This is a genomic window from Mesorhizobium sp. WSM4308, assembly GCF_002294905.1.
Lineage (GTDB): Bacteria > Pseudomonadota > Alphaproteobacteria > Rhizobiales > Rhizobiaceae > Mesorhizobium.
Genome location: NZ_NSFW01000009.1, coordinates 1 through 26271, shown reverse-complemented (window position 1 = coordinate 26271; position 26271 = coordinate 1). Strand labels below are relative to the sequence as shown.

At 64.3% G+C, this 26271-nt stretch carries 30 protein-coding genes and 2 pseudogenes; 19 read left to right on the top strand and 13 right to left on the bottom strand.

Going from position 1 to position 26271, the window contains the following annotated elements; translation table 11 throughout:
• Positions 1 to 56: 56 nt before the first annotated feature.
• The 3 genes from CK227_RS17685 to CK227_RS17675 all read left to right on the top strand — a co-directional run bounded on the left by CK227_RS17685 (position 57) and on the right by CK227_RS17675 (position 3015).
• On the top strand, positions 57 to 1052 hold the full coding sequence (locus CK227_RS17685; protein ID WP_179296473.1) for an ornithine cyclodeaminase family protein: 996 nt from the start codon (positions 57 to 59) through the stop codon (positions 1050 to 1052).
• 149 nt (positions 1053 to 1201) lie between these two features.
• Positions 1202 to 2335: an FAD-binding oxidoreductase gene (locus CK227_RS17680; protein WP_095773765.1), complete on the top strand. Its 1134-nt coding sequence runs from the start codon at positions 1202 to 1204 to the stop codon at positions 2333 to 2335.
• A complete protein-coding gene (locus CK227_RS17675) occupies positions 2332 to 3015 on the top strand; it encodes a YoaK family protein (RefSeq protein ID WP_095773764.1) in 684 nt (227 codons plus the stop codon). Before CK227_RS17680 ends, CK227_RS17675 begins: the two co-directional genes overlap by 4 nt.
• Positions 3016 to 3022: 7 nt before the next feature.
• On the opposite strand, the gene CK227_RS17670 is transcribed toward CK227_RS17675, so the two are convergent.
• Positions 3023 to 3487, bottom strand: coding sequence for a MarR family transcriptional regulator (locus tag CK227_RS17670; protein ID WP_095773763.1), 465 nt, complete (start codon positions 3485 to 3487; stop codon positions 3023 to 3025).
• A 122-nt stretch (positions 3488 to 3609) separates the two neighbouring features.
• On the opposite strand from CK227_RS17670, the gene CK227_RS17665 reads away from it, so the two are divergent.
• Positions 3610 to 4425, top strand: coding sequence for a p-hydroxycinnamoyl CoA hydratase/lyase (locus CK227_RS17665; protein WP_095773762.1), 816 nt, complete (start codon positions 3610 to 3612; stop codon positions 4423 to 4425).
• 51 nt (positions 4426 to 4476) lie between these two features.
• Positions 4477 to 5991 (top strand): AMP-binding protein, encoded by a 1515-nt coding sequence (locus tag CK227_RS17660; protein ID WP_245318166.1) that lies wholly within the window; start codon positions 4477 to 4479, stop codon positions 5989 to 5991.
• A 13-nt stretch (positions 5992 to 6004) separates the two neighbouring features.
• On the opposite strand, the gene CK227_RS17655 is transcribed toward CK227_RS17660, so the two are convergent.
• Positions 6005 to 6730, bottom strand: a complete 726-nt coding sequence (locus tag CK227_RS17655; protein ID WP_095774009.1) for a 3-keto-5-aminohexanoate cleavage protein — start codon at positions 6728 to 6730, stop codon at positions 6005 to 6007.
• 189 nt (positions 6731 to 6919) lie between these two features.
• On the opposite strand from CK227_RS17655, the gene CK227_RS17650 reads away from it, so the two are divergent.
• Positions 6920 to 7111: a hypothetical protein gene (locus CK227_RS17650; RefSeq protein ID WP_179295858.1), complete on the top strand. Its 192-nt coding sequence runs from the start codon at positions 6920 to 6922 to the stop codon at positions 7109 to 7111.
• On the opposite strand, the gene CK227_RS17645 is transcribed toward CK227_RS17650, so the two are convergent.
• Complete coding sequence (locus CK227_RS17645) at positions 7112 to 9211, bottom strand: EAL domain-containing protein (protein ID WP_095773759.1); 2100 nt, start codon at positions 9209 to 9211, stop codon at positions 7112 to 7114.
• A gap of 229 nt (positions 9212 to 9440) precedes the next feature.
• On the opposite strand from CK227_RS17645, the gene CK227_RS17640 reads away from it, so the two are divergent.
• Complete coding sequence (locus tag CK227_RS17640) at positions 9441 to 9890, top strand: ester cyclase (protein WP_095773758.1); 450 nt, start codon at positions 9441 to 9443, stop codon at positions 9888 to 9890.
• Positions 9891 to 10155: 265 nt separating this feature from the next.
• Complete coding sequence (locus CK227_RS17635) at positions 10156 to 11226, top strand: phosphatase PAP2 family protein (RefSeq protein WP_095773757.1); 1071 nt, start codon at positions 10156 to 10158, stop codon at positions 11224 to 11226.
• An 83-nt stretch (positions 11227 to 11309) separates the two neighbouring features.
• Here the strand turns inward: CK227_RS17635 and CK227_RS17630 are convergent, their stop codons facing one another.
• Together CK227_RS17630 and CK227_RS17625 are read right to left on the bottom strand one after the other, a co-directional pair.
• Positions 11310 to 11846 (bottom strand): hypothetical protein, encoded by a 537-nt coding sequence (locus tag CK227_RS17630; RefSeq protein ID WP_179296472.1) that lies wholly within the window; start codon positions 11844 to 11846, stop codon positions 11310 to 11312.
• Between the two features lie 121 nt (positions 11847 to 11967).
• The gene (locus tag CK227_RS17625; protein WP_095774007.1) at positions 11968 to 12294 is read right to left on the bottom strand and encodes a DUF1330 domain-containing protein; all 327 of its coding nucleotides are present in this window, start codon (positions 12292 to 12294) and stop codon (positions 11968 to 11970) included.
• A gap of 176 nt (positions 12295 to 12470) precedes the next feature.
• Here CK227_RS17625 and CK227_RS17620 point away from each other — a divergent pair, with 176 nt between their 5' ends.
• On the top strand, positions 12471 to 13163 hold the full coding sequence (locus CK227_RS17620) for a helix-turn-helix domain-containing protein (RefSeq protein ID WP_095773756.1): 693 nt from the start codon (positions 12471 to 12473) through the stop codon (positions 13161 to 13163).
• A 66-nt stretch (positions 13164 to 13229) separates the two neighbouring features.
• Here the strand turns inward: CK227_RS17620 and CK227_RS17615 are convergent, their stop codons facing one another.
• Positions 13230 to 13451, bottom strand: a complete 222-nt coding sequence (locus tag CK227_RS17615; protein ID WP_095773755.1) for a transcriptional regulator — start codon at positions 13449 to 13451, stop codon at positions 13230 to 13232.
• Positions 13452 to 13536: 85 nt separating this feature from the next.
• Here CK227_RS17615 and ada point away from each other — a divergent pair, with 85 nt between their 5' ends.
• The 4 genes from ada (at position 13537) to CK227_RS17595 (ending at position 16329) form a co-directional block, all read left to right on the top strand.
• Positions 13537 to 14664, top strand: coding sequence for a bifunctional DNA-binding transcriptional regulator/O6-methylguanine-DNA methyltransferase Ada (ada, locus tag CK227_RS17610; RefSeq protein ID WP_095773754.1), 1128 nt, complete (start codon positions 13537 to 13539; stop codon positions 14662 to 14664).
• Between the two features lie 18 nt (positions 14665 to 14682).
• Positions 14683 to 14892 (top strand): hypothetical protein, encoded by a 210-nt coding sequence (locus CK227_RS17605; protein WP_245318165.1) that lies wholly within the window; start codon positions 14683 to 14685, stop codon positions 14890 to 14892.
• Between the two features lie 145 nt (positions 14893 to 15037).
• Positions 15038 to 15589, top strand: coding sequence for a methylated-DNA--[protein]-cysteine S-methyltransferase (locus CK227_RS17600; RefSeq protein WP_095773752.1), 552 nt, complete (start codon positions 15038 to 15040; stop codon positions 15587 to 15589).
• Entirely contained in the window at positions 15586 to 16329 is a 744-nt protein-coding gene (locus CK227_RS17595; protein WP_095773751.1) for a 2OG-Fe(II) oxygenase, read from the top strand. The genes CK227_RS17600 and CK227_RS17595 overlap by 4 nt, the downstream gene beginning before the upstream one ends.
• A gap of 9 nt (positions 16330 to 16338) precedes the next feature.
• Here the strand turns inward: CK227_RS17595 and CK227_RS17590 are convergent, their stop codons facing one another.
• Entirely contained in the window at positions 16339 to 17241 is a 903-nt protein-coding gene (locus CK227_RS17590) for a LysR family transcriptional regulator (protein WP_095773750.1), read from the bottom strand.
• Between the two features lie 120 nt (positions 17242 to 17361).
• Here CK227_RS17590 and CK227_RS17585 point away from each other — a divergent pair, with 120 nt between their 5' ends.
• Positions 17362 to 18276: an alpha/beta hydrolase gene (locus tag CK227_RS17585; protein ID WP_095773749.1), complete on the top strand. Its 915-nt coding sequence runs from the start codon at positions 17362 to 17364 to the stop codon at positions 18274 to 18276.
• 159 nt (positions 18277 to 18435) lie between these two features.
• Here the strand turns inward: CK227_RS17585 and CK227_RS17580 are convergent, their stop codons facing one another.
• From CK227_RS17580 to CK227_RS17560, 5 genes are all read right to left on the bottom strand, one after another.
• Positions 18436 to 19365 (bottom strand): sigma-70 family RNA polymerase sigma factor, encoded by a 930-nt coding sequence (locus CK227_RS17580; protein WP_095773748.1) that lies wholly within the window; start codon positions 19363 to 19365, stop codon positions 18436 to 18438.
• Positions 19362 to 19892, bottom strand: a complete 531-nt coding sequence (locus tag CK227_RS17575; protein ID WP_095773747.1) for a dihydrofolate reductase family protein — start codon at positions 19890 to 19892, stop codon at positions 19362 to 19364. The genes CK227_RS17580 and CK227_RS17575 overlap by 4 nt, the downstream gene beginning before the upstream one ends.
• 2 nt (positions 19893 to 19894) lie before the next feature.
• The gene (locus tag CK227_RS17570; protein WP_095773746.1) at positions 19895 to 20827 is read right to left on the bottom strand and encodes an alpha/beta hydrolase; all 933 of its coding nucleotides are present in this window, start codon (positions 20825 to 20827) and stop codon (positions 19895 to 19897) included.
• A gap of 105 nt (positions 20828 to 20932) precedes the next feature.
• Entirely contained in the window at positions 20933 to 21814 is an 882-nt protein-coding gene (locus CK227_RS17565; RefSeq protein WP_095804197.1) for an SDR family oxidoreductase, read from the bottom strand.
• A gap of 122 nt (positions 21815 to 21936) precedes the next feature.
• Positions 21937 to 22524 carry a dihydrofolate reductase family protein gene (locus CK227_RS17560; RefSeq protein ID WP_095773745.1) on the bottom strand — a complete coding sequence of 196 codons (588 nt, stop codon included), beginning with the start codon at positions 22522 to 22524 and terminating at the stop codon, positions 21937 to 21939.
• 111 nt (positions 22525 to 22635) lie between these two features.
• Between CK227_RS17560 and CK227_RS17555 the strand changes: the two genes are divergently transcribed.
• Positions 22636 to 23058 (top strand): helix-turn-helix domain-containing protein, encoded by a 423-nt coding sequence (locus CK227_RS17555; RefSeq protein ID WP_095773744.1) that lies wholly within the window; start codon positions 22636 to 22638, stop codon positions 23056 to 23058.
• 67 nt (positions 23059 to 23125) lie between these two features.
• Here CK227_RS17555 and CK227_RS17550 read toward each other — a convergent pair whose 3' ends face one another.
• Entirely contained in the window at positions 23126 to 23857 is a 732-nt protein-coding gene (locus CK227_RS17550; RefSeq protein WP_095773743.1) for a thioredoxin family protein, read from the bottom strand.
• A gap of 189 nt (positions 23858 to 24046) precedes the next feature.
• On the opposite strand from CK227_RS17550, the pseudogene CK227_RS17545 reads away from it, so the two are divergent.
• From CK227_RS17545 to CK227_RS17535, 4 genes and pseudogenes are all read left to right on the top strand, one after another.
• Positions 24047 to 24271 (top strand): annotated as a pseudogene (locus CK227_RS17545) (DNA polymerase IV); the annotation flags it as partial.
• A 253-nt stretch (positions 24272 to 24524) separates the two neighbouring features.
• Entirely contained in the window at positions 24525 to 25262 is a 738-nt protein-coding gene (locus tag CK227_RS36235; RefSeq protein ID WP_143750511.1) for a hypothetical protein, read from the top strand.
• A gap of 334 nt (positions 25263 to 25596) precedes the next feature.
• The gene (locus tag CK227_RS36230; RefSeq protein ID WP_143750510.1) at positions 25597 to 25890 is read left to right on the top strand and encodes a hypothetical protein; all 294 of its coding nucleotides are present in this window, start codon (positions 25597 to 25599) and stop codon (positions 25888 to 25890) included.
• 159 nt (positions 25891 to 26049) lie between these two features.
• A pseudogene (locus CK227_RS17535) lies at positions 26050 to 26271 on the top strand (DNA polymerase IV); the annotation flags it as partial.

Below are 26271 nucleotides of genomic sequence, written 5' to 3'. Positions count from 1 at the left end.
CACCATCGAGTGGCAATACCGTTGGCGGGCAACGCAACCCGACCAAGGCAAATCCCATGACATCGACCATACGGACCTCCCGCAATGCCCTTACCAAGGGCGACACGGCCGTGCTCATCCTGAGCGAAGGCGAGGTGAGAACATGCATCGACCTGCGTCGGCTTCTCGATGCGTTGGCGGAGGGCTTCAAGGCATTGTCCCGCGGCGAGATCGTCAATCCGGCGCGGCCACAGCTCGACATTCCGCGGGCCGGCTATTCGCTGGCGATGCCGGCCTGGATGGCGGGCATGCATCTGTCCGTGAAGATCGTCAACGTCTTCGAAGGCAACATAGCCCGGGCGATCCCCAGCCATCTCGCCACCATCCATCTGTTCGACCCGGAAACGGGCATGCCGGTCTGCGTCATGGACGGCACCTATATCACCGCCGTGCGCACCTCCGGCTCGGCCGTGCTCTCGGTGCGGGAACTGGCCCGCCGCGACGCCAGGGTCGCGACGGTGGTCGGCGCCGGCGTGCAGGCCGGCCAGCACCTGCACCTTCTGCCGCTGGTGCGGGACTTCACCGAGATCCGCGTCGCCTCGAAGGAGTTCGCGGACGCGCGGGCGCTGGCAGCGCTGCATCCGGGCGTCGTCGCCGTCAGCGATCTCGAGGCCGCGGTGCGCTCGTCGGATGTCGTGTGCCTGGCAACGCATTCCTATCAGCCGGTGATCTCGGCCGAATGGCTCCGCCCCGGCACGCATGTCTCGTCGGTGGGCGTGGCACCACCCGGCGGCGAGCTGCCGGTCGAACTTGTCGACCGGGCCAGCCTGTTCGTCGAGACCAGGGACGCCTTCGCGCCTACTCCGGTTGGCTCTTGCGAACTCGATGGCATCGATCCGCAAACCGGAACCGAGCTTGGCGAGATGCTGCTTGGACTGCGGCCGGGAAGGATAAGCGCCGACCAGATCACCGTCTACAAGGCCATGGGTGTCGCCATGGAGGATCTGGTGGCGGCGGATCTCGCTTATCGCGAGGCGGTGCGGCGAGGACTGGGGCAGATTGTGACCTTGTAGAGGACGCTGTCGATCGTCGGAGCCGGCGCTGCCCTCATCGCCCCGCCGGCCATTTCTCCCCCCGTAGAACAGGAAGCAATGGCCGTGCGAACGACCGAGGGAAGGTCGCGCCGTTTGACTGGATACGAAATCATTTTTACGACTGCTTGATGCAGTCGAATCCTCCCAGAAAAATTGTCGTCATCGGTGGTGGCATTGCCGGCCTGTCGCTTGCGGCGGCCGTGCGGGATTGGGCCTCCGTTACCGTCCTCGAGCGCGAGCCGCATCTTGGCTACCACGCCAGCGGCCGCTCCGCCGCTTTGTTCACCGAGACCTACGGCAACCGGCTGGTGCGCGCGCTGACGCTGGCCAGCCGGCAGCAAATCGTCGAGGGCGGCTTCGTCGCCCATCGGCGCGGCGCGCTGCATGTCGGCTGGAAAGGCGACGGCGCCGCGATCGACAAGCTGGCCGATGAATTGCAGGCGCTGGTGCCCAGCGTGCGTCGCCTGTCGGCGGCCGAGCTCCACGCGCTGGTTCCCGCCATCGCCACTGAAGCCACTTGCGGCGGCGTCTATGAGCCGGACGCCGTGGATATCGACACCGGCAAGATGCTGGCGGCCTGCGCCTCGGCGCTGAAGGCCGGCGGCGGCGCAATTCGCACCGGCGAGGAGGTGCGCGCCATTTCGCCCGGCGGCGGCGGCCTGCGCGTGCAGACAAGCGCCGGTGTCTATCCGGCCGACATCGTCGTCAACGCCGCCGGCGCCTGGGTCGATGTCGTCGCTGGCTTGGCTGGGCTCTCCGGCCTCGGCTTCCAGCCGAAACGCCGCACCGCTTTCCTGTTCGATGCGCCCGCCGGCACCGACATCGCCAGCTGGCCGCTGGTGGTCGACCTGCACGAACAATTCTACTTCAAACCCGATGCCGGCAGGCTGATCGGCTCGCTCGCCGACGAGACCGATTCCGAGCCTTGCGACGCCTGGCCGGAAGACATCGATGTCGCCATCGCCGTCGACCGCATCGAGCAGGCGACGTCGATGCGCATCGGCCGTCCGTCGACGCCATGGGCGGGCCTGCGCACCTTCGCGCTGGACCGCACGCCGGTCGCCGGCTTCGACCCCCGCCTGCCTGGCTTCTTCTGGCTCGGCGGCCAGGGCGGCTATGGTTTCCAGGTGTCGCTGACCTTGGCCAGGCTGGGCGCGGCGCTGATGCGCGGCGAGCCCCTGCCGGAGGATGTCACGGCACTCGGCGTCACCGCCGCGGCGCTGGCGCCCGACCGTTTCCTGGTCCCGGCGACGACGCCATGAAACCAGCACTGCCGCTGCTGCTGAGCCTCAATGGCGGCTATGTCGACACGGCCGGCTTCCTGGCGCTGCAGGGCCTGTTCACCGCGCACGTGACCGGGAATTTCGTCACCCTCGGCGCCTCGCTGGTGCTCGGCATTTCGGGCGTGCTGGCAAAGCTGCTGGCGCTCCCGGTGTTCTGCATCGTCGTCATCCTGACCCGGCTGGCCGGCGAGCATTTGCGCCGGCGCGGACATCAGGCGCTCGGAGTGCTGCTGGCGACCAAACTGGCGCTGCTCGTCGTCGGCGCCGCCTTGGCGATCCGCTTTGGTCCCTTCGCCAGTGGTGACGGCGCGGCCGCCATCGTCACCGGCATGGTGCTGGTCGCCGCCATGGCGATCCAGAACGCGGTGCACCGGGTCCATCTGGCGGCCGCCCCGCCTTCGACGCTGATGACCGGCACCACCACCCAGATCATGATCGACCTCGCCGATCTCATCGGCGGCACGGCCCCGGAAGCCCGCCCGGCGCTCATTGCCCGCCTGCGGCGCATGGCGGCGGCGGTCGCCGTCTTCGCCGCCGGCTGCGCGGCCGCTGCCCTCGGCTTTGCCTACGCCAATGTCTGGTGCTTCATCGTCCCGCCAGTGATCGCGCTGCTCGCCCTCTTGCTGCGGCTTTCAGCGCCGGACGGCGAAGCCAAATAGGCAGCCCTCAACCTTCGTCCGTCCAGATCAGGCGCAGCAGGCGCAGCAGCGTCGCCCGCTCCTTCTTCGTCAGCCTTTGCAGAAACCTGTCTTCGTGCCGGCGAACTTGTCGCCGCCAGCCCGGCATCGCCTGTCTGGCCGCCGGCGTCAGGGTCAGTATCCGCACGCGCCTGTCCTCGGCATGGTCGTCGCGCTCGACCAGCCCGCGCTCTTCCAGTTCGGCCAGCAGCGGCGCCATGTTGGCGCTCTTCATGCCCAGGAGACGGCACAGTTCCGCGGCGCGGATGCCTGGCCGCTCATCGATCAGCGCCAGCATGCCATAGGTCACCGGGCGCAGGCCCGCCTCGGTCAGTTCGACCGTGAAATCATTGAGCGCGAAAGCCGAGGCACGCTTGAGATTGTAGCCGATCTGCGCATCGAGCGCGTCGTCGGACATCATTTCCGGCACGGTGTGAGGCTGGTTTTCGTCCATGCCAACCGATCGCCGCGATGCCGGCTCTTGTCAAGCGAAAAAGACTATGCGACATAGCAATCAAGATAGCTATGCCCCATAGCAATTTTCCATAGCAGTGGTGGAACGGGAGGAGACCGACCATGACCGATGAGACCGTTGCCTTCGACGTCGAGAACGGCATCGCCTGGGTGCGCTTCAACCGGCCGGACAAGCGCAATTGCATGAACCCGACGCTCAACCGGCGCATGATGGAGGTTCTCGACGAACTCGAATACCGCGACGATGTCGGCGTGCTGGTGCTGTCGGGCGAAGGCAGCGCCTGGTCGGCGGGCATGGACCTCAAGGAGTATTTCCGCGAGACCGAAGCCAAGGGGCTCGGCGCCGTCCGCAAGGCGCAATCCGAAGCCTATGGCTGGTGGCGGCGCCTGCGCTGGTACGGCAAGCCGACCATCGCCATGGTCAATGGCTGGTGCTTCGGCGGCGGCTATGGCCCGCTCTTCGCCTGCGATCTCGCCTTCGCCGCCGACGAGGCGCAGTTCGCCCTGTCCGAGATCAACTGGGGCATCCTGCCCGGCGGCGGCGCCACCAAGGTGGTTGTCGACCTGCTGTCGATGCGTGACGCCATGTATCACGCGCTGACCGGCGAACTGATCGACGGCAGGAAGGCCGCCGCCTGGAAGCTGGTCAATGAAAGCCTGCCGCTGGCTGAGTTGAAGACACGGGTCACCGAGGTTGCCAACATCCTTCTGAAGAAGAACCCGATCGCGCTGAAGGCAACCAAGGACGCCATCCGCCGCGTGAGCGAAATGACCTACGACAATGCCGAGGACTATCTGGTCCGCGCCCAGGAGGCGGCCAACTCCCACGACAATGAGGGCCGCAAGGAAGGCATCCGCCAGTTCATCGACGAAAAGAGCTACAAGCCGGGCCTCGGGGCTTACGACAAGGCCAGATGACGCGATAAGCCGACGACACGAGCCACCGACGCAATCTGGGAGGAGATGCGCATGCCGGCCTTGACGATTTCAGACCCCGTGGCCCTGCATGCCGGCGCGCAGCCGGATCGTGTTGCCTGCGTCGACCTGGCCTCCGGCCGGCACTGGACCTATGCCGCGCTTGACGAAGCCATCCAGCGAGCCGTTGGCGTTCTCGAAGCCGGCTACGGCGTGAAGCCCGGGCAACGGATCGCCGCGCTTGCCCGCAACAGCGCCGATCTCCTGATCCTGCAGCAGGCCGCAATGCGGCTCGGCGCCATCTTCGTGCCGGTCAACTGGCGGCTTGCCAGTGCCGAACAGCAGGCGATCCTTGCCGATTGCGATCCGGTGCTGCTGTTGCATGACGCCGTCCTGCAGGCGGCATTGCCCGGGCGCTGCATCCCTGTCGATGTCGCCGCCTTCGCGATGGCGGTCGAGGCAGAGACGCCGGCGCCGCGCCGTCCCCTGCCCGCTGACGATGCGCCGTCGATCATCCTCTACACATCGGGCACGTCGGGCCGGCCAAAGGGCGTCATCGTCACCGAGCGCAACGCTTTCGCCACGGCGGTCAATTTCGGCGTGCTGGGCCGCGTCGGCAATGCCAGCGTCTTCCTCTGCGACGCGCCGATGTTTCATGTCATCGGCCTCATCACCAGCCTGCGTCCGACGCTGCTTCAGGGTGGCACCGTGCTGATCTCGCCCGGCTTCGATGCCGGCGCCACCAATCGCCGCCTCGCCGATCCGGCTCTTGGCGTCACCCATTATTTCTGCGTGCCGCAGATGGCCAGGATGCTGCGTGAACATCCCGACTTCACGCCGTCGCGCTGGACCGCGCTCACCGCCATCTTCACCGGCGGCGCGCCCAACCCGGCCACGGATATCAGATGGTGGCTGGCCCAGGGCGTGCGCATGGCCGACGGCTTCGGCATGACCGAGGCAGGCACGGTGCTTGGCATGCCGGTCGAGGCCGACCGCATCGCCGGCAAGGCAGGCTCGGCCGGCCTGCCGGCGCCGACGATCAGCCTGCGCCTCGTCGACGACGATGGCCGCGACGTCGCGGCCGGCGAGCCCGGCGAGATATGGCTGTCCGGCCCCTCGATCACGCCAGGCTATTGGAACCGGCCGGAAGAGACGGAGCGCGCCTTCACCGCCGATGGCTGGTTCCGCACCGGCGACATCGCGCGGCGCGACGAGGAAGGTTTCGTCACCCTCGTCGACCGTCGCAAGGACATGTTCATTTCCGGCGGCGAAAACATCTATCCCGTCGAAATCGAAACCGTGTTGCTCGACCATCCCGGCATCGCCGAAGCCGCCGTGATCGGCGTCGCTGACGCGCGCTGGGGCGAAGTCGGGCGCGCCTTCGTCGTGGTGAAACCCGGATGCGTCGTCGATCCGGCCGATCTGGCAAACCATTGCGGCGCGCGCATCGCCCGCTTCAAGGTGCCGAAAGAGTTCCTGCTCACCGATACGCTGCCGCGCACCGCATCCGGCAAGATCCAGAAACACATTTTGCGCGCGTGGACGGCACCGGCCCGCCGGCGGAGCTGAGGCAGACCGCAGGTCAGCCGGCGGACGCGGAGCGGAAAACCGCCACCGCCGCCGCGACGATTTCCGCATTGTCATTGGCCACGATTCCATCGGCGAGCGTCTTGCCGTCTTCCAGCCCGACCCTCGTCGACCACCGCTTTTGGCGCGCCAGCTCGACGAATGGCCAGACGGTGGCGTCCACGCCATGCAGCAGGATCGGCCGCCGCACTTCGGCGTGCTCGAGCACGGCGGCGATGCCGTTTGCCTCGGCGAGTGCCGCTACAAGGTCCGGTATGTCGATTTCGATCAGGATGCGCAGCACCCGGTCGTGATCGGCGAGCGCCACGAACCGCTCGGCGTCTTCTATCGTGGCGAGCCCGGCCTCGATGCCGACGCCGCGCTGGCGCAGCAGCTCCATCACGGCGGGCGCGTCGGCCTCGGAGAGATTGACCGAGGCATAGTCGGGCAGCTCGCGCCAGCCGGCGATCGCCGCGCGGGTGCGCGCGACATCGTTCTCGATCCACGCGCCGGTCGACACACCGACCAGCGTGCCTGGGCAGGCCCCGCGCACGGCCAGCACCGTCGCATCGACGGCGGCCAGGCTTTCACCCCCATCGGGGTCGCGCGGATGGATGTGCAGTTCGCCGGCACCGGCCGCGACGCAGGCAGCCGCATCGCGGGCCATGGCCTGCGCCGTCAGCGGCAGCTTCGGATGAAAGTCGCGCGGACGCGCGCCGTTGATGCAGGCCTGGACGATCATGAATATCACCTCGCACAAGGAGGTGGCAGTCTAGCCGCCCGACAAGGCAGGGCAAAGCGCTGCGCGCTGCCTCTCCTGACAGCGCGGCCAAGATCAATCGGCATTTGAATAAAAACCGCCTGTGGATATTTACCCCAAATTCCGCCGGGCCGGCCAAGATAAATTAGGGCGGGATCATGGAGGGAACCATTGACCAGCGATTTTTCAGCCGCCCGCATCCATCTCGAACGCGCTTATCATTATCTGCGCGGCAATGACGAGACGAGCCGCTCGGCATGCGAGGCCCTCGACCTCCTGATCGAGACGGTGGCGGAAGCCCAGCACAGGCGACCCGAGACCGCTGTGCTGGAATTTCCGCAAGCGATGGTGCGGCAAATCTGATTAGGACGCCTTGCGGGCCGGTGCTGCGGTTACCGGCCCGATGGCGGGCGCGACGATCCGCTCCAGCGGCTCGGGCCGGTGCAGCAGGAAACCCTGGCCGAAATCGACGCCCATCGCCTGCAGGATGACGAGCGTCTCGGCTTGCTCGATCTTCTCGGCCACGACGGCGCAGCCGACGCTGCGGGCAATGCCTGATATGGCCGAGACGATCTCGCGATCGAAGCGACTCTCGGCCATGTGCTCGATGAAGGAGCCATCGATCTTGATGGCATCGACCGGAAAGCGCCTGAGATATTCGAACGAACTCATGCCAGCGCCGAAATCGTCGAGGCTGACCTTGCAGCGCCGCTCGCGCGCCTTGCGCACGAACGTCTCGGCGGCATCGAAATTGGTGACGGCGGCGGTTTCGGTGATCTCGAAGCCGATACCGGAATGCGGCGCCCCAGTCTCCTCGATGATGCTGTCGACGAAGTCCCACAGTCCCGGATCGCTCAGCGTCTGCGCCGACAGGTTGAAGCCAAGCGTGATCGCGCCGGACTTCATCGCCGCGCCATGCCGCGACAGCGCGGTGCGGATAATCCAGCGATCGAGCCTGGCGGCTATGCCGAAACGCTCCGCCGCCGGGATGAATTCGCTGGGCGGAATCAGCTTGCCGCCGCGCCCGACAAGCCGCGCCAGCACCTCGACATCGCGGTTTTCCTGCCAGGGCCGGCCCAGCCGGTGGATCTCCTGGCCGAACAGTTTCAGCCTTCCGTCCTCCATGGCGTCGACCGTGTCGGCGGCGAGCCGCGCCGCGTTGAGGCCGCCGGTGGCGGCCTCGGCCGAAAACACCGCGAAGCGATCGCGCCCGGCGGCCTTGGCCGCGTAGCAGGCATCGTCGGCGCAGGCCAGCGCATCGGCGACCGTGGTCACCCGGTCGTTGACGATGGCGATGCCGATGCTTGCCGCGAGCCGCCGCGCGGCCGCGGCAGAGCCCAGATCGGCGCCGCGCACGGCCGCCAGTATGGCCCCAGCCAGCCGCTCGGCCTGCGCTGCGTCGCAATGCGGCACCAGCAGCGCGAATTCGTCGCCGCCGAGCCGCGCCGCATGCGCCGATGGCTGCAGGCAGGCGCGGATGCCGGCGGCAACGCTCTTCAGTGCCATGTCGCCGGCGGCGTGGCCGGCAAAATCGTTGAGCGCCTTGAAGTAGTCGAGATCGACATAGAACACCGCCAGCGGCGCACCCGCCGCGATATGCTCGGCGAGCAGCCGGTCGAAGGCGGCGCGGTTCCACAGGCCGGTCAGCGCGTCGTGGCGGGCGGCAAACGCCAGCTCCTGTTCGCGCAGCTTGTCCTCGGTGATGTCGCGCACCGTGCCGAGGATCTGGCCGGCGGCACCCGCGGCGGCGATGAAGCGGACCAGCGATTCGACATGGCGGATCTCGCCGTCGCGCTTGATGATGCGGTATTGCGAGGCGGTTACGCCGCTTGAGCCAGGCGGCGGCTGGTGGGCGCGCTCGGTGGCTTCCTTGTCGTCGGGATGCAGATAGGTGTGCCAAAGGTCGGCCGTCACCTCGTCGGTGTCGGCAACGAGGCCGAATATGTCCCTGGTGCGGGTGTCCCAATAGCTCTTGTGGGTGGCGATGTCGTGGTGCCAGATGCCGGTGCCGCTGGCGGCGAGCGCCAGGCGGAAGCGCACATTGACCTGTTCGAGCTCGGCTTCGGCCGTCTTCTGTTTGGTGATGTCGGTCTGCACGCCCATCAGTCGCACCGGCTTCCCGTCCGCGTCGCGCTCAACGATGCCGCCGCGGTCGAGCACCCACACCCAGTGGCCCTGCTTGTGCTTCAGCCGCAGTTCCGTCTCGATGGCGTCGGTCTGTCCGGCAATGTGGCGGTCGCCGCTGGCCAGCGCCCGCTCGCGGTCGTCGGGATGGGCGAGCCGCAGCCACAGGTCGCTGGTGTTGGCAAGCTCCCTCTCATCATAACCCAGCATCCGCGCCCAGGTCGCTGAATAGAAGCAGTCGCCGGTCGCAAGATCCCAGTCCCAGACGCCAAGATGGGCCCGCTCCAGGGCCGTGGCCCAGAACGTTTCATTGCGGCTTTTCTTGTCCTGACCCGTCATCGTCTGTTTTCGCCTGCTCCACCTGCGGGCAATCTGCGACAAAACCAGAGAAGAAACAGTTACCGGGACGCGGCAGGCATGCCTTCCCGCCTGCAATATTTCGCGGCGCCCCGTCTTTCGATTGGCCGGCAAGAACCGGAGTTTTGCGCTCCCCCGATGGTCCTACGGATGGCTCAGGTCGTCGGCGACACGACGGATGACCCCAGCCAAACACGAAAGGACGCTCCCAATGACCAAACAGGAAGACAACAAGGCCGTCGTCGTCAGATGGTTCACCGACTTCTGGGGTGAAACCTGCGACCTGTCCGTCGTCGACGACATCGCCGCGCCCGACATGCTGCTCAAATATTCGCTGCACGAGCCGCGCCGGGGCCGAGACGACATCAAGGCCTTCATGACCGATTTCCGCGCCGCCTTCCCGGATCTCAACTTCTGGGCCACCGCCGATCTCATCGCCGAGGGCGACTACGTCGTCGGCCAGTGGGAGGGCGGCGGCACGCATACCGGCCCGGCTTTCGGCGATTTCCTCGCCGGTTCGCTGCCTGCCGCTACCGGCCGCGCCATGCGCTTCACCGGCACCACGGTGCTGAAAGTGATCGACGGCAGGATCGTCGAGGAGATCGGCCTCGACGACGGCGTCGCCGCGCTGACCCATCTCGGCCTGATCAGGGCCGCCTGATCCACAGGGCCATCGCCGGCCAGGCGGTGGCCCGCTTCGACTGCGGCCGAAGCCCGGCAACCTTTCGGGTTTGGAAACCGCTTCGGCGCGGTCGCTCCTTCTGCATTCGACGATGACATCTTCGTCAACGAATCCTTGACGGAAAGGGAAGAAATATAACCATCCAATATTTGTATTTTTTATCAACCCAAAGTGTAATTGAATGGTAATACTTCATCGGCGAAATACCCCTGTTAATGCTTGGGCAGTTGGCGGGTCTTCCTCAATGAGTGCGCACACCGCGCAGCGGAACGGCGAGCGCCGGCCGCTTGGCGTTTTTGACCTGGACATCGCCGCGACCAGGAGCGGGTGGATGCTGACCGCCCTGTGCCTGGCCTATGCTCTGGCCGCGCTTTGCCTGCAGCCGGGCCGCTATCTGCACCTGGCGCAATCCTACGCGGAGCCATTCGTCGTCTTCCTGCCTATGCTTCTTGCGGCCGGCCTCGGCGTGATGGCGCTGACATTTGCCAGGCATAGCCCGACGCGGTTCATGCTCGACATGCTCAGGCAGCGCTGGCTGGGCGCCGCACCGGTGATCCTGCTGTCCTTTCTCGGCATTACCGCCTTCACTGCCTTCAAGATTGCCATCCCCGACATCGTGCCATTCTATGCCGACCGCATACTGGCGGAGCTTGATGTTGGGCTGCATGGCGCCGATCCCTGGACATGGGTGCACCGCGTCGTCCCCGAACGCATTTCGGCTGTCATCTTCATCGGCTACGGATATGGCTGGCACGTGCAATGGTTCGGCACCTTGCTGTTCGTCGCCTTCTGGAACAACCCGGCAGCGCGTTTGCGTTATCTGTGGGCGCTCGCGCTGACCACGATCCTGTGCGGCACCGTTCTGGCCATGGCGCTGTCTTCCGCCGGCCCGATATTTCACGACCAGTTCTACGGTGGCGACCGGTTTGCCGGGTTGCAGACCGCCCTGGCGCGGAACGGCTACGCCGCGCCGGTCCATATGTATGCCAGCTATCTGCTCACAGCCTACACAAGCGGCCGCCCCGAACTGGGCGGCGGCATTTCAGCCATGCCAAGCATGCATGTCGCCTTCGTCACGCTCAACGCGTTGTTCCTGAGCGGCTTCGGCCGCCGCTGGACCGTCGCCGGCTGGTCCTTCGCCGCACTCATCCTGTTCGGCTCGGTCTACACCGGCTGGCACTATGCCGTGGACGGCTACCTTTCGATCCTTGTCGTATCCTTAATCTGGTACCTGACCGGGCGTTTCGTTCTGCCGGAGGCGAGTCGCGATACCGTCGGGACGCGCCTGCCTCTGCCCGAACCGGCACCGCAATGACCGGGCCTGGCCGAGGCCAGGCGAACCACCCCGCCGTCTCTCGGTAGAGATCAGGCGGCATTGCCGCCGCCTGACCTTGCCGGCTACTGGCTCGGTGCCATCGTGTGTTCGCACGACACTTTCGGGTTCATGTCGGCGAAGGTGCCGGTCGGGTTGCCCTTCCAGGCCCAGACATGCAGCTCGTAGAATTCACCCAGGCCATAGCGGTTGGGGGCGCTGTTGAAGTTGAACAGCTGGCCGTCCAGCGACGCCGGCCCCTTCGAGGTGATGTATTCGACCGCCACCAGCTTGAGCGTTCCGTCGGCCATCGGCTCGTACATCACGGCCTCGGGACGGGCGATGTCGATCTTGTCGTCCTTCAGGTATTGGCCGTTGACGTAGTGGATGCCCATGGCGCCACCGGTGATGCCGCTGGCGCAGGGTATGGGCGCGTAGCCCTCGGCCGTCGCCGCCTTGACGTCGAGGAACCGGCTGTTGGCGGCCCGCACCTTGTCGGCCAGTGGATTGGGGCCGGACGCGGCTCCGGCCGCTTCCTGATGCGCCTGTGCGAAGGAGGCGCAGACGGCCATCATGGCCCCCGCCATGACGAGCCTGTTGCGAAGAGTTGATATCATGTCCATTCCATTCTTCTTGAAAAAGCACAGCTGGCCGGCCGCCGAAAATACGGCGGCCCGGCAGGCAAGCGCTGTGGCTGTTGCTGCTTGGAGGTCCCGAAATCGATGTGACGACTGCCGGGAAGAATCATCCCTTCGGCAGATACGGGATCGTTCCGGCCAGATCGGTATCGTCGATCAGCTGGAAGCGGCTGTCGCTGCCGCCCTGACGCGCCGAAACGAAAGGCGCATAGGCCGGATCGTTGGTGAACGCGCGTGCCGCCGCTTCCGACGGGAACGCCATCAGGGCGATCAGCGTGGTGTCGAGCGGCTTGCCTTCAAGCGTCTTCACATTGCCGCTGCGCGACAGATATTTGCCGCCATGCTTGTGGACGATGTCGTGCACCGAGGCCGCGTAGCCCGGCACCCATTTCGGATCCTTCATCTTGATGTCCGCGATAACGTAAGCAGTCATGGTCGTCTCCTGGTTGCGGCGCACAGGGCTATCCCGTGCGACCGGCCAAAGGGCTCGCATGGCCGGCCCCTCGCCAACCAGTCCGCGATCTGTACTGGGGCGGTACAGTTTCCGTACTGGCCGCTTCATTCATGAAGGCCTAATGTTCGGCCAGCTTCGAGGGAGGTGCACCGATCATGGCCCAGCACGGATACAAGCAGTTCTGCCCGCTATCGATGGCCGCCGAGGTGCTGTGCACCCGCTGGACGATGGTGCTGATGCGCGAATTGGTGGCGGGTTCGACCCGCTTCAACGACCTGCGCCGCGGCGTCCCCAAAATGTCGCCGACCCTTCTGTCGCAACGGTTGAAGGAACTCGAGCTGGCGGGGATCGTCGAGCGCAAGGAGGTGCCGGGCGAGAAAGCGATCTTCGACTACCGGCTGACCGAGGCCGGCCGCGATCTGCGCCCCGTCGTCGAGGCGATGGGTTTTTGGGGACAGAAATGGGTCGAGTCCCGGCTGTCGCTCAAGAACCTCGATCCGTCGCTGCTGATGTGGGACATGCGGCGCAACCTGAACCCCTCGCCGCTCCCCGAAGGACGCACGGTGATACAATTTCTGTATCTGGATCTCCCGGCGTCCAAACGCTCGTGGTGGCTGATCGTCGAAAAGCACGGCGAGGTCGACCTGTGCTGGTACGATCCGGGCTTCGATGTCGACCTCTACGTCTCCACCGACCTGCACACGATGACGGCGATCTGGATGGGGTTGCTGACCGTCGAGAAGGCGGGCGCGAAGGTTTCCCTGACCGGCGACCAGGCTATCGGCAAGAAGATGCAGACCTGGCTCGGGCTCAGCCCGTTCGCGGTGGAGCCAAAGCGGGCGGCGTAGGAGAATCGGTTCATGCCGCCCACAAAACGCGCATCGGTTTTGGGGGCATGCCGCGAAAACAAAGGCTTACAGCGAGTCTTTGAATCCGGCTGGACGCGACCCGTCAACGGGATCGGATGCCTCAATCAGGTAGCGCTTGTTCTCATATGCCTCGATCAGGGTCGCGAGAACATCGAAGCGGTCACCATCGAGCGAGCCGACCTCCGGCTCGTTGTCGAAATATCTTGTGATTTCGGCGATCGCCCAATCGTAATCGGCTTCGGTCTTAAGGGATCGAATGTTTTCCATCGCACCTCCTCCGGGTCGATCTTGTCATATTCTTTGTTGGCAGGAAACGGGTGGCGGGGCCGTCTTCCAGCGGCTTCAATGCGGCATGTTCATCACTCTCGCCAAAGACCTCAAATCGACGCCGCTGCCGGTCGCTGATGACCCGCGCTGGGCGCGCATTGCCGCGCGCGACAAATCGGCGGACGGGCAATTCTGGTATTCGGTGGCGACGACCGGCGTCTATTGCCGGCCCTCCTGCCCGTCGCGCCGCGCCAATCCGGTCAATGTCCAGTTGCACGACACGCTGGCCCAGGCGAAGGCGACCGGCTTTCGCGCCTGCCGGCGCTGCAATCCGGATGGCCCTTCGCTGGGGGCCGGCAATGCCGCGATGGTCGCCGGTGCCTGCCGCAGGATCGAACAGAGCGAGGAAGAGCCGTCGCTGGCCGAACTGGCTGATGCCGCCGGGCGCAGCGCCGGCTATTTCCACCGCGTCTTCAAGGCAATCACCGGGCTGACGCCGAAGGACTATGCCGCCGCGCATCGTGCCGCCCGGGTCCGCCGAGGTCTCGAGGACGGCGCCAGCGTCACGGTGGCGATCTACGATGCCGGCTTCAATTCGAGCGGGCGCTTCTACGAGAAATCCACCGGCATGCTCGGCATGACGCCGACGCGCTACCGTGCGGGCGGCGCCAATGAGGACATACGCTTCGCCGTCGGCGAGACCTCGCTCGGCGCCATACTGGTCGCGTCGAGCCGCAGGGGCGTCGCCTCGATCCTGCTCGGCGACGATCCGGACGCGCTGGTGCGCGACCTGCAGGACCGTTTCCCCAAGGCGCGGCTGATCGGCGGCGACCGCGACTACGAGGCGCTGGTTGCCCGCGTCGTCGGCTTCGTCGAGGCCCCACGGCTCGGCCTCGACCTGCCGCTCGACGTGCGCGGCACCGCCTTCCAGCAGCGCGTTTGGCAAGCCCTGCAGGACATCCCGGTCGGCGGCACGGTTTCCTATGCCGAGATCGCCGAGCGCATCGGCGCGCCCAGGGCAACCCGCGCCGTCGCCGCCGCCTGCGCCGCCAACGCCCATGCGGTCGCCATTCCCTGCCACCGCGTAATCCGCAAGAATGGCGCCCTGTCCGGCTACGCCTGGGGCGCCGAACGCAAGCGCGCGCTGCTCGACCGCGAGGCCGGCGGATCGGCGAAGGCCGCCGACAGGGCCTACCGGTCTTCGCGGGCGTAACGACCGGCGATGCGTACGATGGCAAGGTCTTCCGCCGCCGGTGCGAACATCGAGATCGCCAACGGTGCCGCCATCGACGCGAAGTCACAGGTCTTGGCCGCCATCGGCAAGCTGGTCGATGCCGGTATGGCCGAATGGGGCCGCACTGCGAGTGGCGAGATCGAGCTGCGGCTGTTGTCAGGCGAGGTGTTTTTGCTCGGCGAACTCTTCGTCATTCGTGTCGCGTGACATGTAGACTGTTCAAAAGTCAGCGCTCTACAGAACGCGACGACGGTGGTCTTCACACAGGCGATTTGAATTTGAAAGCAAGCACCGGAGTGAGCGAGGAAAGCCGCCTCTGTAGGGTTCCGGCACAGACAAAGGAGTCAGGGCAATGAACCTCTTGCAAACCCAAATAACCACACCGGCGGCGATAGCCACCCTCGACACCATCGCCTACGCCGTCGGCCAATCCGCGATCGGCAAGATCCTGGCGGCGCGCAGCCCGATCGGCGTCTGCGCCATCCTGATCGGCTCCGACGCCGACGCGCTGGAGCAGGACCTCGCCGACCGCTTTCCCGGCAAGGTGCTGGTCGAAGACAAGGGCGCTCTCGACGATGATCTCGCGGCGATAGCCCGCTTCATCGAAACGCCCAGCGCCGGCCTCGACCTGCCGCTCGACATGCGCCACGGCACGCCGTTCCAGCAAAGGGTGTGGGAGGTGCTGCACGCCATCCCTTGCGGCGCCACCATCACCTACACCGCGCTTGCCCGGCGCCTTGGCCGGCCGAACGGCGCGCGCGCCGTGGCAACCGCCTGTGCCGCCAACGCCATCGCGCTCGGCATTCCCTGCCACCGCGTTGTCGGCGCCGACGGCACGCTGTCGGGCTACCGCTGGGGCATCGAACGCAAGCGCGCTCTGCTCGACAAGGAGGCCGCGATATGAACGCCCACGCCAAGGTTGCCACTTCGGTGGTCGAGGCCGCCGAGGTGCGCGTTGCCGCATACGACTGGCCGGCACTGGCCGCCGAGCTCGACGGCTTCGGCTGCGCGGTGATGGAAAAGCTGCTCTCGCCCGAAGAGTGCCGGCAGATCGCCGGCCTCTACCCCCAGGAACAGCATTTCCGCAGCCACATCCACATGGCCAGGCACGGTTTCGGCAGGGGCGAATACCGCTACTTCCGCTATCCCTTGCCGGACCAGCTCGGCGGCCTGCGCAGCGCGCTCTATCCCAGGCTGGCCGAGGTCGCCAACCGCTGGAACGAGCGCATGGCGATCCCCCTGCGCTACCCCGCCACGCATGTCGAATTTCTGGAACAATGCCATGCCGCCGGCCAGGTCAGGCCGACGCCGCTTCTGCTGCAATATGTCCCCGGCGACTTCAACTGCCTGCACCAGGACCTCTATGGCGATCTCGCCTTTCCCCTGCAGGTGGCGATCCTGCTCTCCGAACCGGGCAAGGATTTCACCGGCGGCGAATTCGCGCTGACCGAACAGCGGCCGCGCATGCAGAGCCGGGTCGAGGTGGTGCCCTTGCGCCAGGGCGACGCGGTGGCCTTCGCCGTCCACAACCGGCCGGTGCAGGGAACGAAAGGCAACTACCGCGTCAACCTGCGCCACGGAGTCAGCCGCCTGCGCTCAGGCATGCGCCACACGGTCGGCATCATCTTTCACGATGCGAAATGAGGTGCCGGTTCACGCCTCCCAATAGGGCGGATCGCCAAAGGCATCGCGAAGCCATGCGGTGAGCGCACGCAGTTTGGCGGATCCGCGCCGGTCCTCGGGACAGGCGATATAGATGGTGGCCCCTTCAGGTTCGGCGCCGACATCGATGACCGTCAATCGCTTGTCGGCGATCTCGGTCCGGATGAAATAGGCAGGGAGCAGCGCCAGGCCGAGGCCGGCAAGCGCGGCGTCGCGCATCAAGATCCCGTTGTTGACGCGCAACGCGGTTTGCGGGCGGATCGTCACCAGCCGCCGCGAAATCTTGAACCGCCAGTCGGCGGCACCGCGGATGGAATAGATGACGCCCTTGTGGCGTTTCAGGTCGTCGGTGGTCGCGGGCCGCCCGAACCGCTCGATATAGTCCGGTGATGCCACCAGGAAGCGACGGCTGGAAGCCAGCTTCTTGACGATGACCGGCCCGCCATCGACGACCGGCCCGTGACGCACAATGGCATCGTAGCCATCGGCCACCATGCTGACGAAACGATCGTCGACATCAAGCGTCAGTTCGATCCCCGGGTGCCTGGCCAGGAAGCCATACAGCGCCGGGCCGAGATGGAGGATGCCGAAACTGGTCGGCGCCGATATCCTGAGCGGTCCGGCGAGTTCGCCGCGATCTTCGGCGATCTCGGCTCTCGCATCGGCCACCTCCTGCATGATGCGCTTGGCGCGCTCGTAAAAACCGCGCCCCGCTTCGGTGATGAAGAGCTTGCGGGTGGTGCGGTCCAGCAGCCTCGTGCCGAGGCTGCGCTCGAGTTCCGACAGCCGCTCGCTGACGACGGACTTGGACAGGCCCATGCGCCTGGCCGCCTCGCTGATCGAGCCGGATTCCGTGACGGCGACAAACGCGGCGGCGGCTTCAAGCTTTAGCATTGTTCGGCTTCCCCGAATTCACAATCAGGCGATCGACGCCTAACGAAACCAAGGGCATGGTGCCATAGTCGGAAAGACCGCGATACATGTGGCGGCGGCAAAAGCTCGGGGTAATCCGTCATGTTTCGTCCTTTGGTCATCGTGCTTGGTCTGCTGTCATTCGCCGCTCCGGCCTCGGCGCGCGTGATCCCGTTTCCGACCGGCTTCAAGACGCAGACGATCCAGACCAACGGCACCAGCCTGCATGTACGCGTCGGCGGCCAAGGGCCTGCGGTGGTGCTGCTGCACGGCTTCGGCGACACCGGCGACATGTGGGCGCCGGTCGCGATAAAGCTGATGAAGGATCACACGGTGGTTGTGCCGGACCTGCGCGGCATGGGCCTTTCGGCGCATCCGGACAGCGGCTACACCAAGAAGAACCAGGCGGGCGACATCGCCGGCGTGATGGATGCGCTGAAGATCGACAAGGCCGAGCTGGTGACGCACGATATCGGCAACATGGTCGGCTATGCGCTGGCCGCGCAATATCCCAAGCGCATCACCAAATGGGTCGTCATCGACGCACCGCTGCCTGGCATAGGTGACTGGGACAAGATCAAGCAAAGCCCGTTGCTCTGGCACTTCAACTTCCGGGGCCCCGACATGGAGCGCCTGGTCGCGGGGCGCGAGCGCATCTACCTCGACCGCTTCTACAACGAACTGTCGGCCGACCCGAAGAAGATCGACGAGGCGACGCGCGCCCACTACGCAAAACTCTATGCGCGGCCGCACGCCATGCATGACGCCTTCGAACAGTTCAAGGCATTCGATCAGGACGCCATCGACAACCAGGCGATGCTTTCCACCGGCGGCAAATTGCCCATGCCGGTGCTGGCGGCCGGCGCGGAGAAATCGGCGGGCACGACACAGGCCGATACACTGCGCTTCGTCGCGTCGGACGTGACGGGCGCCATCGTGCCGGCATCCGGCCATTGGATCATGGAAGAAAACCCGGATGCCACGGTCAAGCTCATCACCGATTTCCTCTCCAGGTAACAACCGCCCGGCGCCACCAAGGTGACCGAGCTTGCGACCAGCCATGTCCCCATGCTCTCCAAACCGCGCAAAGCGGCCGATCTCATCCTGGCGGCCGCCGACTCGGTGAAATAAGCGGGAAAGCCGATCCCAGCGAGAAGACACTGCCGGACAAATCCATCATCCTTCGGCAGCCACCATCTCCAGGATCCACGGGCAGGCATAATAGTCGGCGATGCGGTCAATGACACCGCCGTCGGCATGGATGCGCACGAAATAGGCTGGCCGCCAGAGCTCGCCATGGAGCCTGTCGACGACCAGCACTGCCTCCTCCTGGACCACAGCCGGCCGCATGCGCCAGGGCTCGCCACGCTCATACTCGACGAAATAGGGCGAGTCGGAGAGCAGGCCATTGTAGCAGTCCGAAACCCGCAGCCGGGCGTCGGCGCTGGTCAGCGCCCGCACCCCGTCCCAGTCCCTTGCATTGAAGAGCTCGACATAGCGGCTCAGCAGCCGCTCCAGTTCGGGGTCGTGCCTGGGTGCCGCGACCGGTTGCGCCGGCAAGGCGGCGAGCTTGGCCCGGCCGCGATTGAGCGCCGACTTGACGCCACCCGATGTCGAGCCGACCAGGCCGGCAATCTCCTCCAGCGAATGGTCGAAGACATCCTTGAGCAGCACGCAGGCGCGCTCCTTCGGCGGCAGGTGCACCACCAGCCGTTCGACGGCGCGGCCGGCGCCCGCACCGGCGGGTTCGACGGGCAGCACGATCTCATCGCTGGCATAGCCTGCTTCGGCCTTGAGCCGCGTGCGGCGGGTGCGGATAAAGTCGATGCACCTGTTGTGCGCGATGCGGAACAGCCACGGCCGCAGCGCCTGCGCATCGTCGAGCAGCCCGATCTTGCGATAGGCGTCGAACAGCGCCTCCTGCATGATGTCCTCGCCGTCGAGAGCCGAACCGGTCATGCGAGCGCAATAGCGGTGGAGACGGACGCGCAGATGCGAGACCGTCTCCAGGAACGCCCGGTAGCGAAGGTCGAACAGGCCTTCGGGGTCAAGTCGCAGCTCGATGCCTTGCCTCGTCTCAGGGGGATTGCGGATCTGCTGGTTCATCGCGGCACATAGGTCAGGGTCACCACGCCATTGTCGAAGCGATGCGTGCCGGCCAGATCGAGGCTGATCGAGCCGACATCCTCGAAGGCACGCTTGCCGTGCCCGACGCGGGTCGGCACGATCGACAGATGATACTCGTCGACCAGCCCGGCGCAAAGCAGCGTGCGGTCAAGTTGCGACACTCCGTATTTCAAGATGTCGCCGCCCGGCTGCCGCTTCAGCGCGGCGAGTGATTCGGCGACGTCGCCGTCAAGCAGCGTGGCATTCCAGCCTACCGATTTCAGCGTCGTCGAGGCGACCAGCTTCTTCATGCCGTTGATGCGGTCCATGTAGGGCCCCTTGAGGTCAGGCCAGCGCGCCGAGAACATCTCGTAGGTGACGCGGCCGAGCAGGAAGAAGTCGACGCAGGACAACGCCTGCAAGGCGTGCGCCTGGTTCTGCCCGTCGAAGAAGGGCGACGCCCACACCATCGGTCCTTCAACGACACCGTCCAGCGAGACAAAACTCGATACGACCAGCCGCCGCATGCTCACGCCGCCTTTTCGCCGGTCTTCCCGGCAGCCGGCAACCCCAACCTCGGCCGCACCCAGGCGGCGAGGCGGCCGATCGCGTCGTCGGCTTCCGGCGCCCGGCCGGCCATCATCTGGAAGGAATGCAGCATGTCGTCGAAGACGTCGAGCCGCGTCTCGACGCCAGCCTGCCGCGCGCGCTCGGCGAACATGCGGCTTTCGTCGACCAGCGTCTCATCGGCGCCGGCCTGCAGGAAGACGGGCGGAAAGCCGCTCAAATCGGCATAGAGCGGGCTGACCTCCGGATCCAGCCGGTCGCGGTCGCCGATGAAGTTGGTCACCAGCCAGTCGACGCCGCCCTTGGCGAAGAAGGGATCCTTTTCGCGGTTGGTTTCATAGCTGGCAGCGGTCAGCGCCATGTCGAACCAGCCGGAGATGATCAGCGTTGCGGCCGGCAGCGGCCGCCCTTGCGCGCGCAGCCGCTGCAGGACGCCATAGGTCAGCACCGCGCCGCAGGAATCCGCGGCAAGCACGATCCGCCTGGTGTCGAAGCCCTGGTCGATGAGCCAGCTCCAGGCGGCCATCGCCGCATCGAGCTGGGCCGGATACTTGGCCTGGCTGGCCAGCGGATAGCCATAGAGCAAGGCCCGGCAGCCGACGGCCTTGGCCAGATGGCCGACCAGCTTGCGATGGGTGTAGATCGAGCCGCCGACGAAGCCGCCGCCATGCGCATAAAACAGCACGCGCCGCTCGTCGGCGCCCTTCGGCACAGCCCACAACGCAGGCACGCCGCCGGCATCCACCTCGATATAGTCGACGCCGCCGGGTTCTCCGGTCAGCGCCGTCCAACTGGCATCGTTGAACTCGACGAACGCCTGCGGACCCATTTTGCCGGCATTGGCGGCGATCGCCGCGTAGTGGTTCCTGTTTGCCTCGCTCTCGATGCTCGCCATGATGCTCTCCTGGTTACGGATCGCGGACCGCGCGACCTTTCGAGAAGCAAAGACGGATGGGCCGACAAAAAGGATACGTCGCCGCGGACGATTTTTCCGCCCCGGCTAGCCCTCACCCCGAAACATCGCGGCGTGGCGTTGGGCAAATTCAAGGAATGGCGTCGGCCGCACGCCGAACATGTCGTGCGTCGCCAGGTGCACCCGCGATTTCGGCCGTCGCAACCGCTCGGCCAGTTGTTCGTCCAGCGCATCGGCGAAGCCGGCCGGAACGCCGCTGGCCAGCAGGTTGCGCCGCCGCTCTGCGGGGCTGACGTCGACATAGCGAACCGGCTTGCCGATCGCCTGCGATATGAGCACGGCGATATCGCTCATCGTCAGCGCCTGCGGCCCGGTCATATCGAGGCTCTCGCCTTCATGGCCACCATCGCGCAGCAGCCGGAAGGCCACCTTGGCGATATCCTCGACATCGACCGGCGACAGTTCGGTCTCGCCGAGCGCGAGATGGAATGCGCCCTCGGCGGCAATGGTCGGCGCGTCGCGCAGGTACACCTGCATGAACTGGCTGGGGCGCAGATGCGTCCATGCCATGCCGGCCCCTTCCAGATAGCGCTCGACCTCCTCATGCATGCGGGTGAAGCGGAACTTCGTCGCGTCGTAGCCGATGTTGGATTCGGCGCCGGAGAACTTCACCACATGCGCGACACCGGCCTGCCTGCAGGAATCGATGAAGCGGCACTGCGTTTCCGTCATGTCGTCGGCCGCGGTCGAAATCATCAGCACGCGGTCGATGTCATCAAGTGCCGCGCCCAGCGTTTCCGCCCGGCGCATGTCGCCCGCGACCAGTTCGACGCCGGCAAGTCCGCCGAGCCCTGCCGCTGACGCCCGGTCGGGATCGCGCACCAGCGCCCTCACCTCATGCCCCTGCCGCGCGAACTCGCGCATGATCGCCTTGCCGTTCATCCCCGTGGCGCCTGTCACCAGGATCATCGTCATCTCCGTCTGGAATTGAAGCGGCCGCCACGCCGGCGACCGCACCTTGAAGACGAAGAGACGAGGGCAAAGGATTCTGCCCAAACGGTTTTTTGACAGGAACCTTCGCCGTGCTCCACTCACTGCGCCGGGGCGTAGCGGTTGACCACCATGCCGCAGGCATAGGCTTTCGAGCCGAGCAGCCGGAGGCTACGAAAACCGCCCTGGTCGAAGATGCGGCGGCCGGCGCCCAGCACGGCCGGATTGATGAACAGCTGGAACTCGTCGACCAGCCCGGCGGCGATCAGCGACGAGGCGAAGCCGGCGCCGCCGAAGACGGCGATATCAGCCCCCTCGCCCGCCTTCAGCGCGTTGACCTCCCGCGGCAGGTCGCCGCTCACCACCGTCGTGCGCCCCCATCGCGAGGTTTTCAGCCTGTCGCTCGGCACCACCTTCAGGGCCTCCACGATGCGCTGGGCGAAGGCGTAGAAAGGATCGCGTGGAAACCTCTTCGCCGCATTGCCCCAATGGCTGAGATAGCCCTCCTCGGCCATCTTGCGGCTGAGCAGGATGGTGTCGATGCCGGCGAAGACGGTGTTGAAATCGTGCTTCAGCTCTTCGTCCCAGCCGATGTCGTCGCCCCATTCCCAGAGCTGCCAGCGATGGTCCTCGTTCGCCCCGACAAAGCCGTCGACCGACATCTGCATCTGCAAGATGAGCTTCCTCATCGTCGTCTCCTCGTTTGTTCCGCCCGAAGGAAATTGCTTTACTTTTGGAACCATTGACGCGAGGCAAAAACGATGTCAAGAGTAAAGTGATTTAAAAATGGAACCATAGACATGTCGACGCGCGAAAGGTCCGGCTGCCCGATCAGCCTGTCGCTGGAACTGCTTGGTGATCGCTGGACGCTGCTCATCATCCGCGACCTGGTCTTCGCCGGGAAAAGGCATTTTCGCGAATTCCTGCAATCGGATGAAGGCATCTCCTCGCGCACGCTGGCCGAGCGGCTGCAGACGCTCCAGGACGAAGGCATCCTCACCCGCAGCGACGATCCGAGCCACGGGCTGAAGGCGATCTACCGGCTGACGGAAGCCGGCATCGACCTGTTGCCGGTGCTGGCCGCGCTCGGCGCCTGGGGCAGCAAGCACCGCAAGGCCGACGATCAGCTCGCCCGCATCGCCGACGAACTGGCGGCCGGCGGCGAACCGGCGCTGGAACGGATGAAGGCGACGTTGCGGGCCGAGCATCTGGCCAACACATGATCGCCGAAGCTCTTGATGGACGCCGCAAGGCCGAGGCGGGGCTTAACGGCGCGGCGATATCGGTTCATCATCGACCATCATACTCGTCGTGAAGGCGGACCCAATCGCCCAGCGTATGCGATGGCCCGTTTTCATTGCGGCCGATGGGTGTGAGGTCGAGATAGCTATAAGTCCCGATCAGGTTCTCGCCGCCCCGGCTCCGCACCTGGAAAGTGCAGTAGATCGTGCCATCGTCATCCCTGTAGAAAACGGTCGCGCCAGCGCGATCCCGGCCTTTCATCACGACCTCTTCGAAATTGAACAGCACCTTGCCCGCTTTGATCTGGTCCTCGGTGAACGACACCTGGAAGTCGAAATTGAAATCGCTGCCGAATGACGAAATCCAATCGAACTGCCAATTCATCCGCGCCTTGAAATCCATGAGCTCGGCGAGAGGCGCGCGCGCGCAGACGACCAGTGAGACGTCGTGATGCCTGAGATGCTGGTTGGCGGCGTCGATATGGTCGCAAAGGAATGAACAGCCAGTGCAGCGATAGTCCGCATTGGGCGGAAACATGAAGTGATAAATGATCAACTGGCTGCGACCCTCGAAGAGATCGGCCAGCGATTTCCTCCCCTGGGTCGTGTCGAACTCGTAGAGCTTGTCGATGCGCAGCCACGGCAGTGCGCGCCGCTCCGCCGCGAGTTGTTGACGCTGGCGCGTCAGCGCCTTCTCTTTTGCGAGATGCGATTTGTGCGCTTCAAACCAGTCCGAGTAAGGCGCGATAATGTGGTCGGTCATGTCGTGCTCCTTCCGCATTCAGCCATGCTGACAGGCTCGTTTGCCCGTCTCTAGGACGTTGTTGAAAACCGCGACCCGACATTGGCTGTGCCATTTTCGCGGGAAGAGCACAGGCGATACAGCGGGCGCGGACATGGCGCTTGACAGATGTACATGTTATGTTCTCTATTCGTTCCGGTCCATCAGCAAACGTGGATATGCAGCCGGATGGAAACGACAGCCACCATCCTGCATGCCGATCTCGATGCTTTCTATGCCTCGGTCGAGCAGCTGCTCGACCCGTCGCTGCGCGGCAAGCCGATCGCGGTCGGCGGCGGCGTGGTGCTCGCCGCCTCCTATGAAGCGCGCGCCTTCGGCGTGCGCGGCGGCATGCCGGGGCGCAAGGCGCGCGAGCTTTGCCCGCAACTGATCTTCGTCGGCGGCAATTTCAGCCACCAGCATGTTGATTTTCAAACAGCAGATCACGACAAGATCTTGAGGTGCTCACAGCGCGGCATAGACTTTGAGGCAACAAATCGAGTCCGACAATCATGACAAGCTTTTGAAATCGCTGGCGAAGCTCCACAACGCTCGCTGAAGAGCCTAATCAGCGCAATATTCGAAAGGGAGATGTCATTCAAATTTCCCGAGTTATGGCGTTGCGAATCGTATATTAGAAGAGCGTGGTAAGGGTAAGGTTTGAACGATGGATAGCGCGACACTGTTCTATCTACCGATTGAGGATTGGCAGAGATTAGCATCTCTTTGCTTTTCTCCTGCGGTTGGCATTGGTGCGATCTATCTCTTTGGTGTGGATCTTGCGACGTTGCCGTTTATGCCGGCTGAAATTCCCTATCGACCACCGGTTCAGTTTGTTCGCGCTGCAGCACTTTTTCTTTCTTTTCTTTTCACCCTGTCGCTCTCCGCATGGCTTACTTTACGACTGTACGCAGGCCCGCTTCCCGATGTCGAGGCTTTCAAGCATCAGTTTTTTCGTGATTTGTCTACAGAGGAAGCCAAATGGCTCCAGCAGGCCAACAACATAGGTGTGAATGGTGGACAAATATCTCTTGTACGTTATGACGGGTATAGCGACGTTCGTGTATTTGTCAACAATGTTAGAATATTTGGAACCCATGCAGACTGCGTTTTTTATCGACAGTGCGGACCTAATTCGCTTCCATATCGATTTAGCTTCACCACCAAGCCTGGATCTGAAAATCATATTGAAATTTTTGTAGACAATTCCGGCGTATCTTCTTGCAATGTTTCAATTGATGTTGAATTAAATACTGCCAACGGCGATCATTTGTCGAAACCATTTAGTACGACCTCTAGTAATCACGACTATTTACGATATGAGACAGTTCTGGAAAATATATCCTACAGAACGTGCGACCAAATTCAGCTTGTATTGAAACCGGGGTCGAGCCATGCCAGCTAAGGCGAGGCGCAGGCCCCCTGTCAATTCTCGATCCAGGGTTTTCGCTATTGCAACCGCACTCGCTCTTGGTTGCCTCAGCGGGACAGTATTAACTATTGGATGGGGAGAAAATTTTCGAGCTAGAAGCCTAGCGGTCGAAGGGTTCGGAATATTTCACAGAGTCTCTCTTCCTGCAGGGGTTTCTAGCAGGGATGACGTTCGCAATTTTGAAGTTGACCTTGGCGGTGCGGATGATTTTTCTCGCGTTTCAGTCAACAATTATTGGCCTATGAGCACCGAAAGTCCTGGGAGTTCGGCCTCGGACACACAGGGTGCGGTCCATCGGAACCATGAGATGGGTCGTCATGATAAAACAATTTATCTGCACCCCGGGCGAAACTTCGTCGTATTCGAACTTGAGAACGGAGAAGCAGCTTACTGTTCAGGAGGGTTTCGCCTCTTCATGAATGAAGAGGCGATGGTTGGATTACCAAGCACGTTCCCGGTAAACGCGGATGAAATCCACGCCTTGCTGGGCAAGGCCAATCCAACGATAGCCAACGCATTGTGCTCCAGGCGCATTATCGAATTGGATCTCGGAGTCGGCGCCGAGCCTGGGCGACGATTGTTGAGTCTAGTCGGGTTATAGGTTTCCTTCAGCGCTGGCTAGTACAGCCAATGTGCCAAATCCACCTTGAACAAAATGGCCATTCTGCTTGACATAAGGCCCTGTTTGTTCTCTATTTGTTCGTCGGAAGCACCCTAAAAACAGATGCGGCTCATGCTGCAGCACGGCAAGGTAAGTGGGATGAAAGCCACCATTCTCCATGCCGATCTCGACGCCTTCTATGCCTCGGTCGAGCAGCTGCTCGACCCGTCGCTGCGCGGCAAGCCGATCGCGGTCGGCGGCGGCGTGGTGCTCGCCGCCTCCTATGAAGCGCGCGCCTTCGGCGTGCGCGGCGGCATGCCGGGGCGCAAGGCGCGCGAGCTTTGCCCGCAACTGATCTTCGTCGGCGGCAATTTCAGCCAC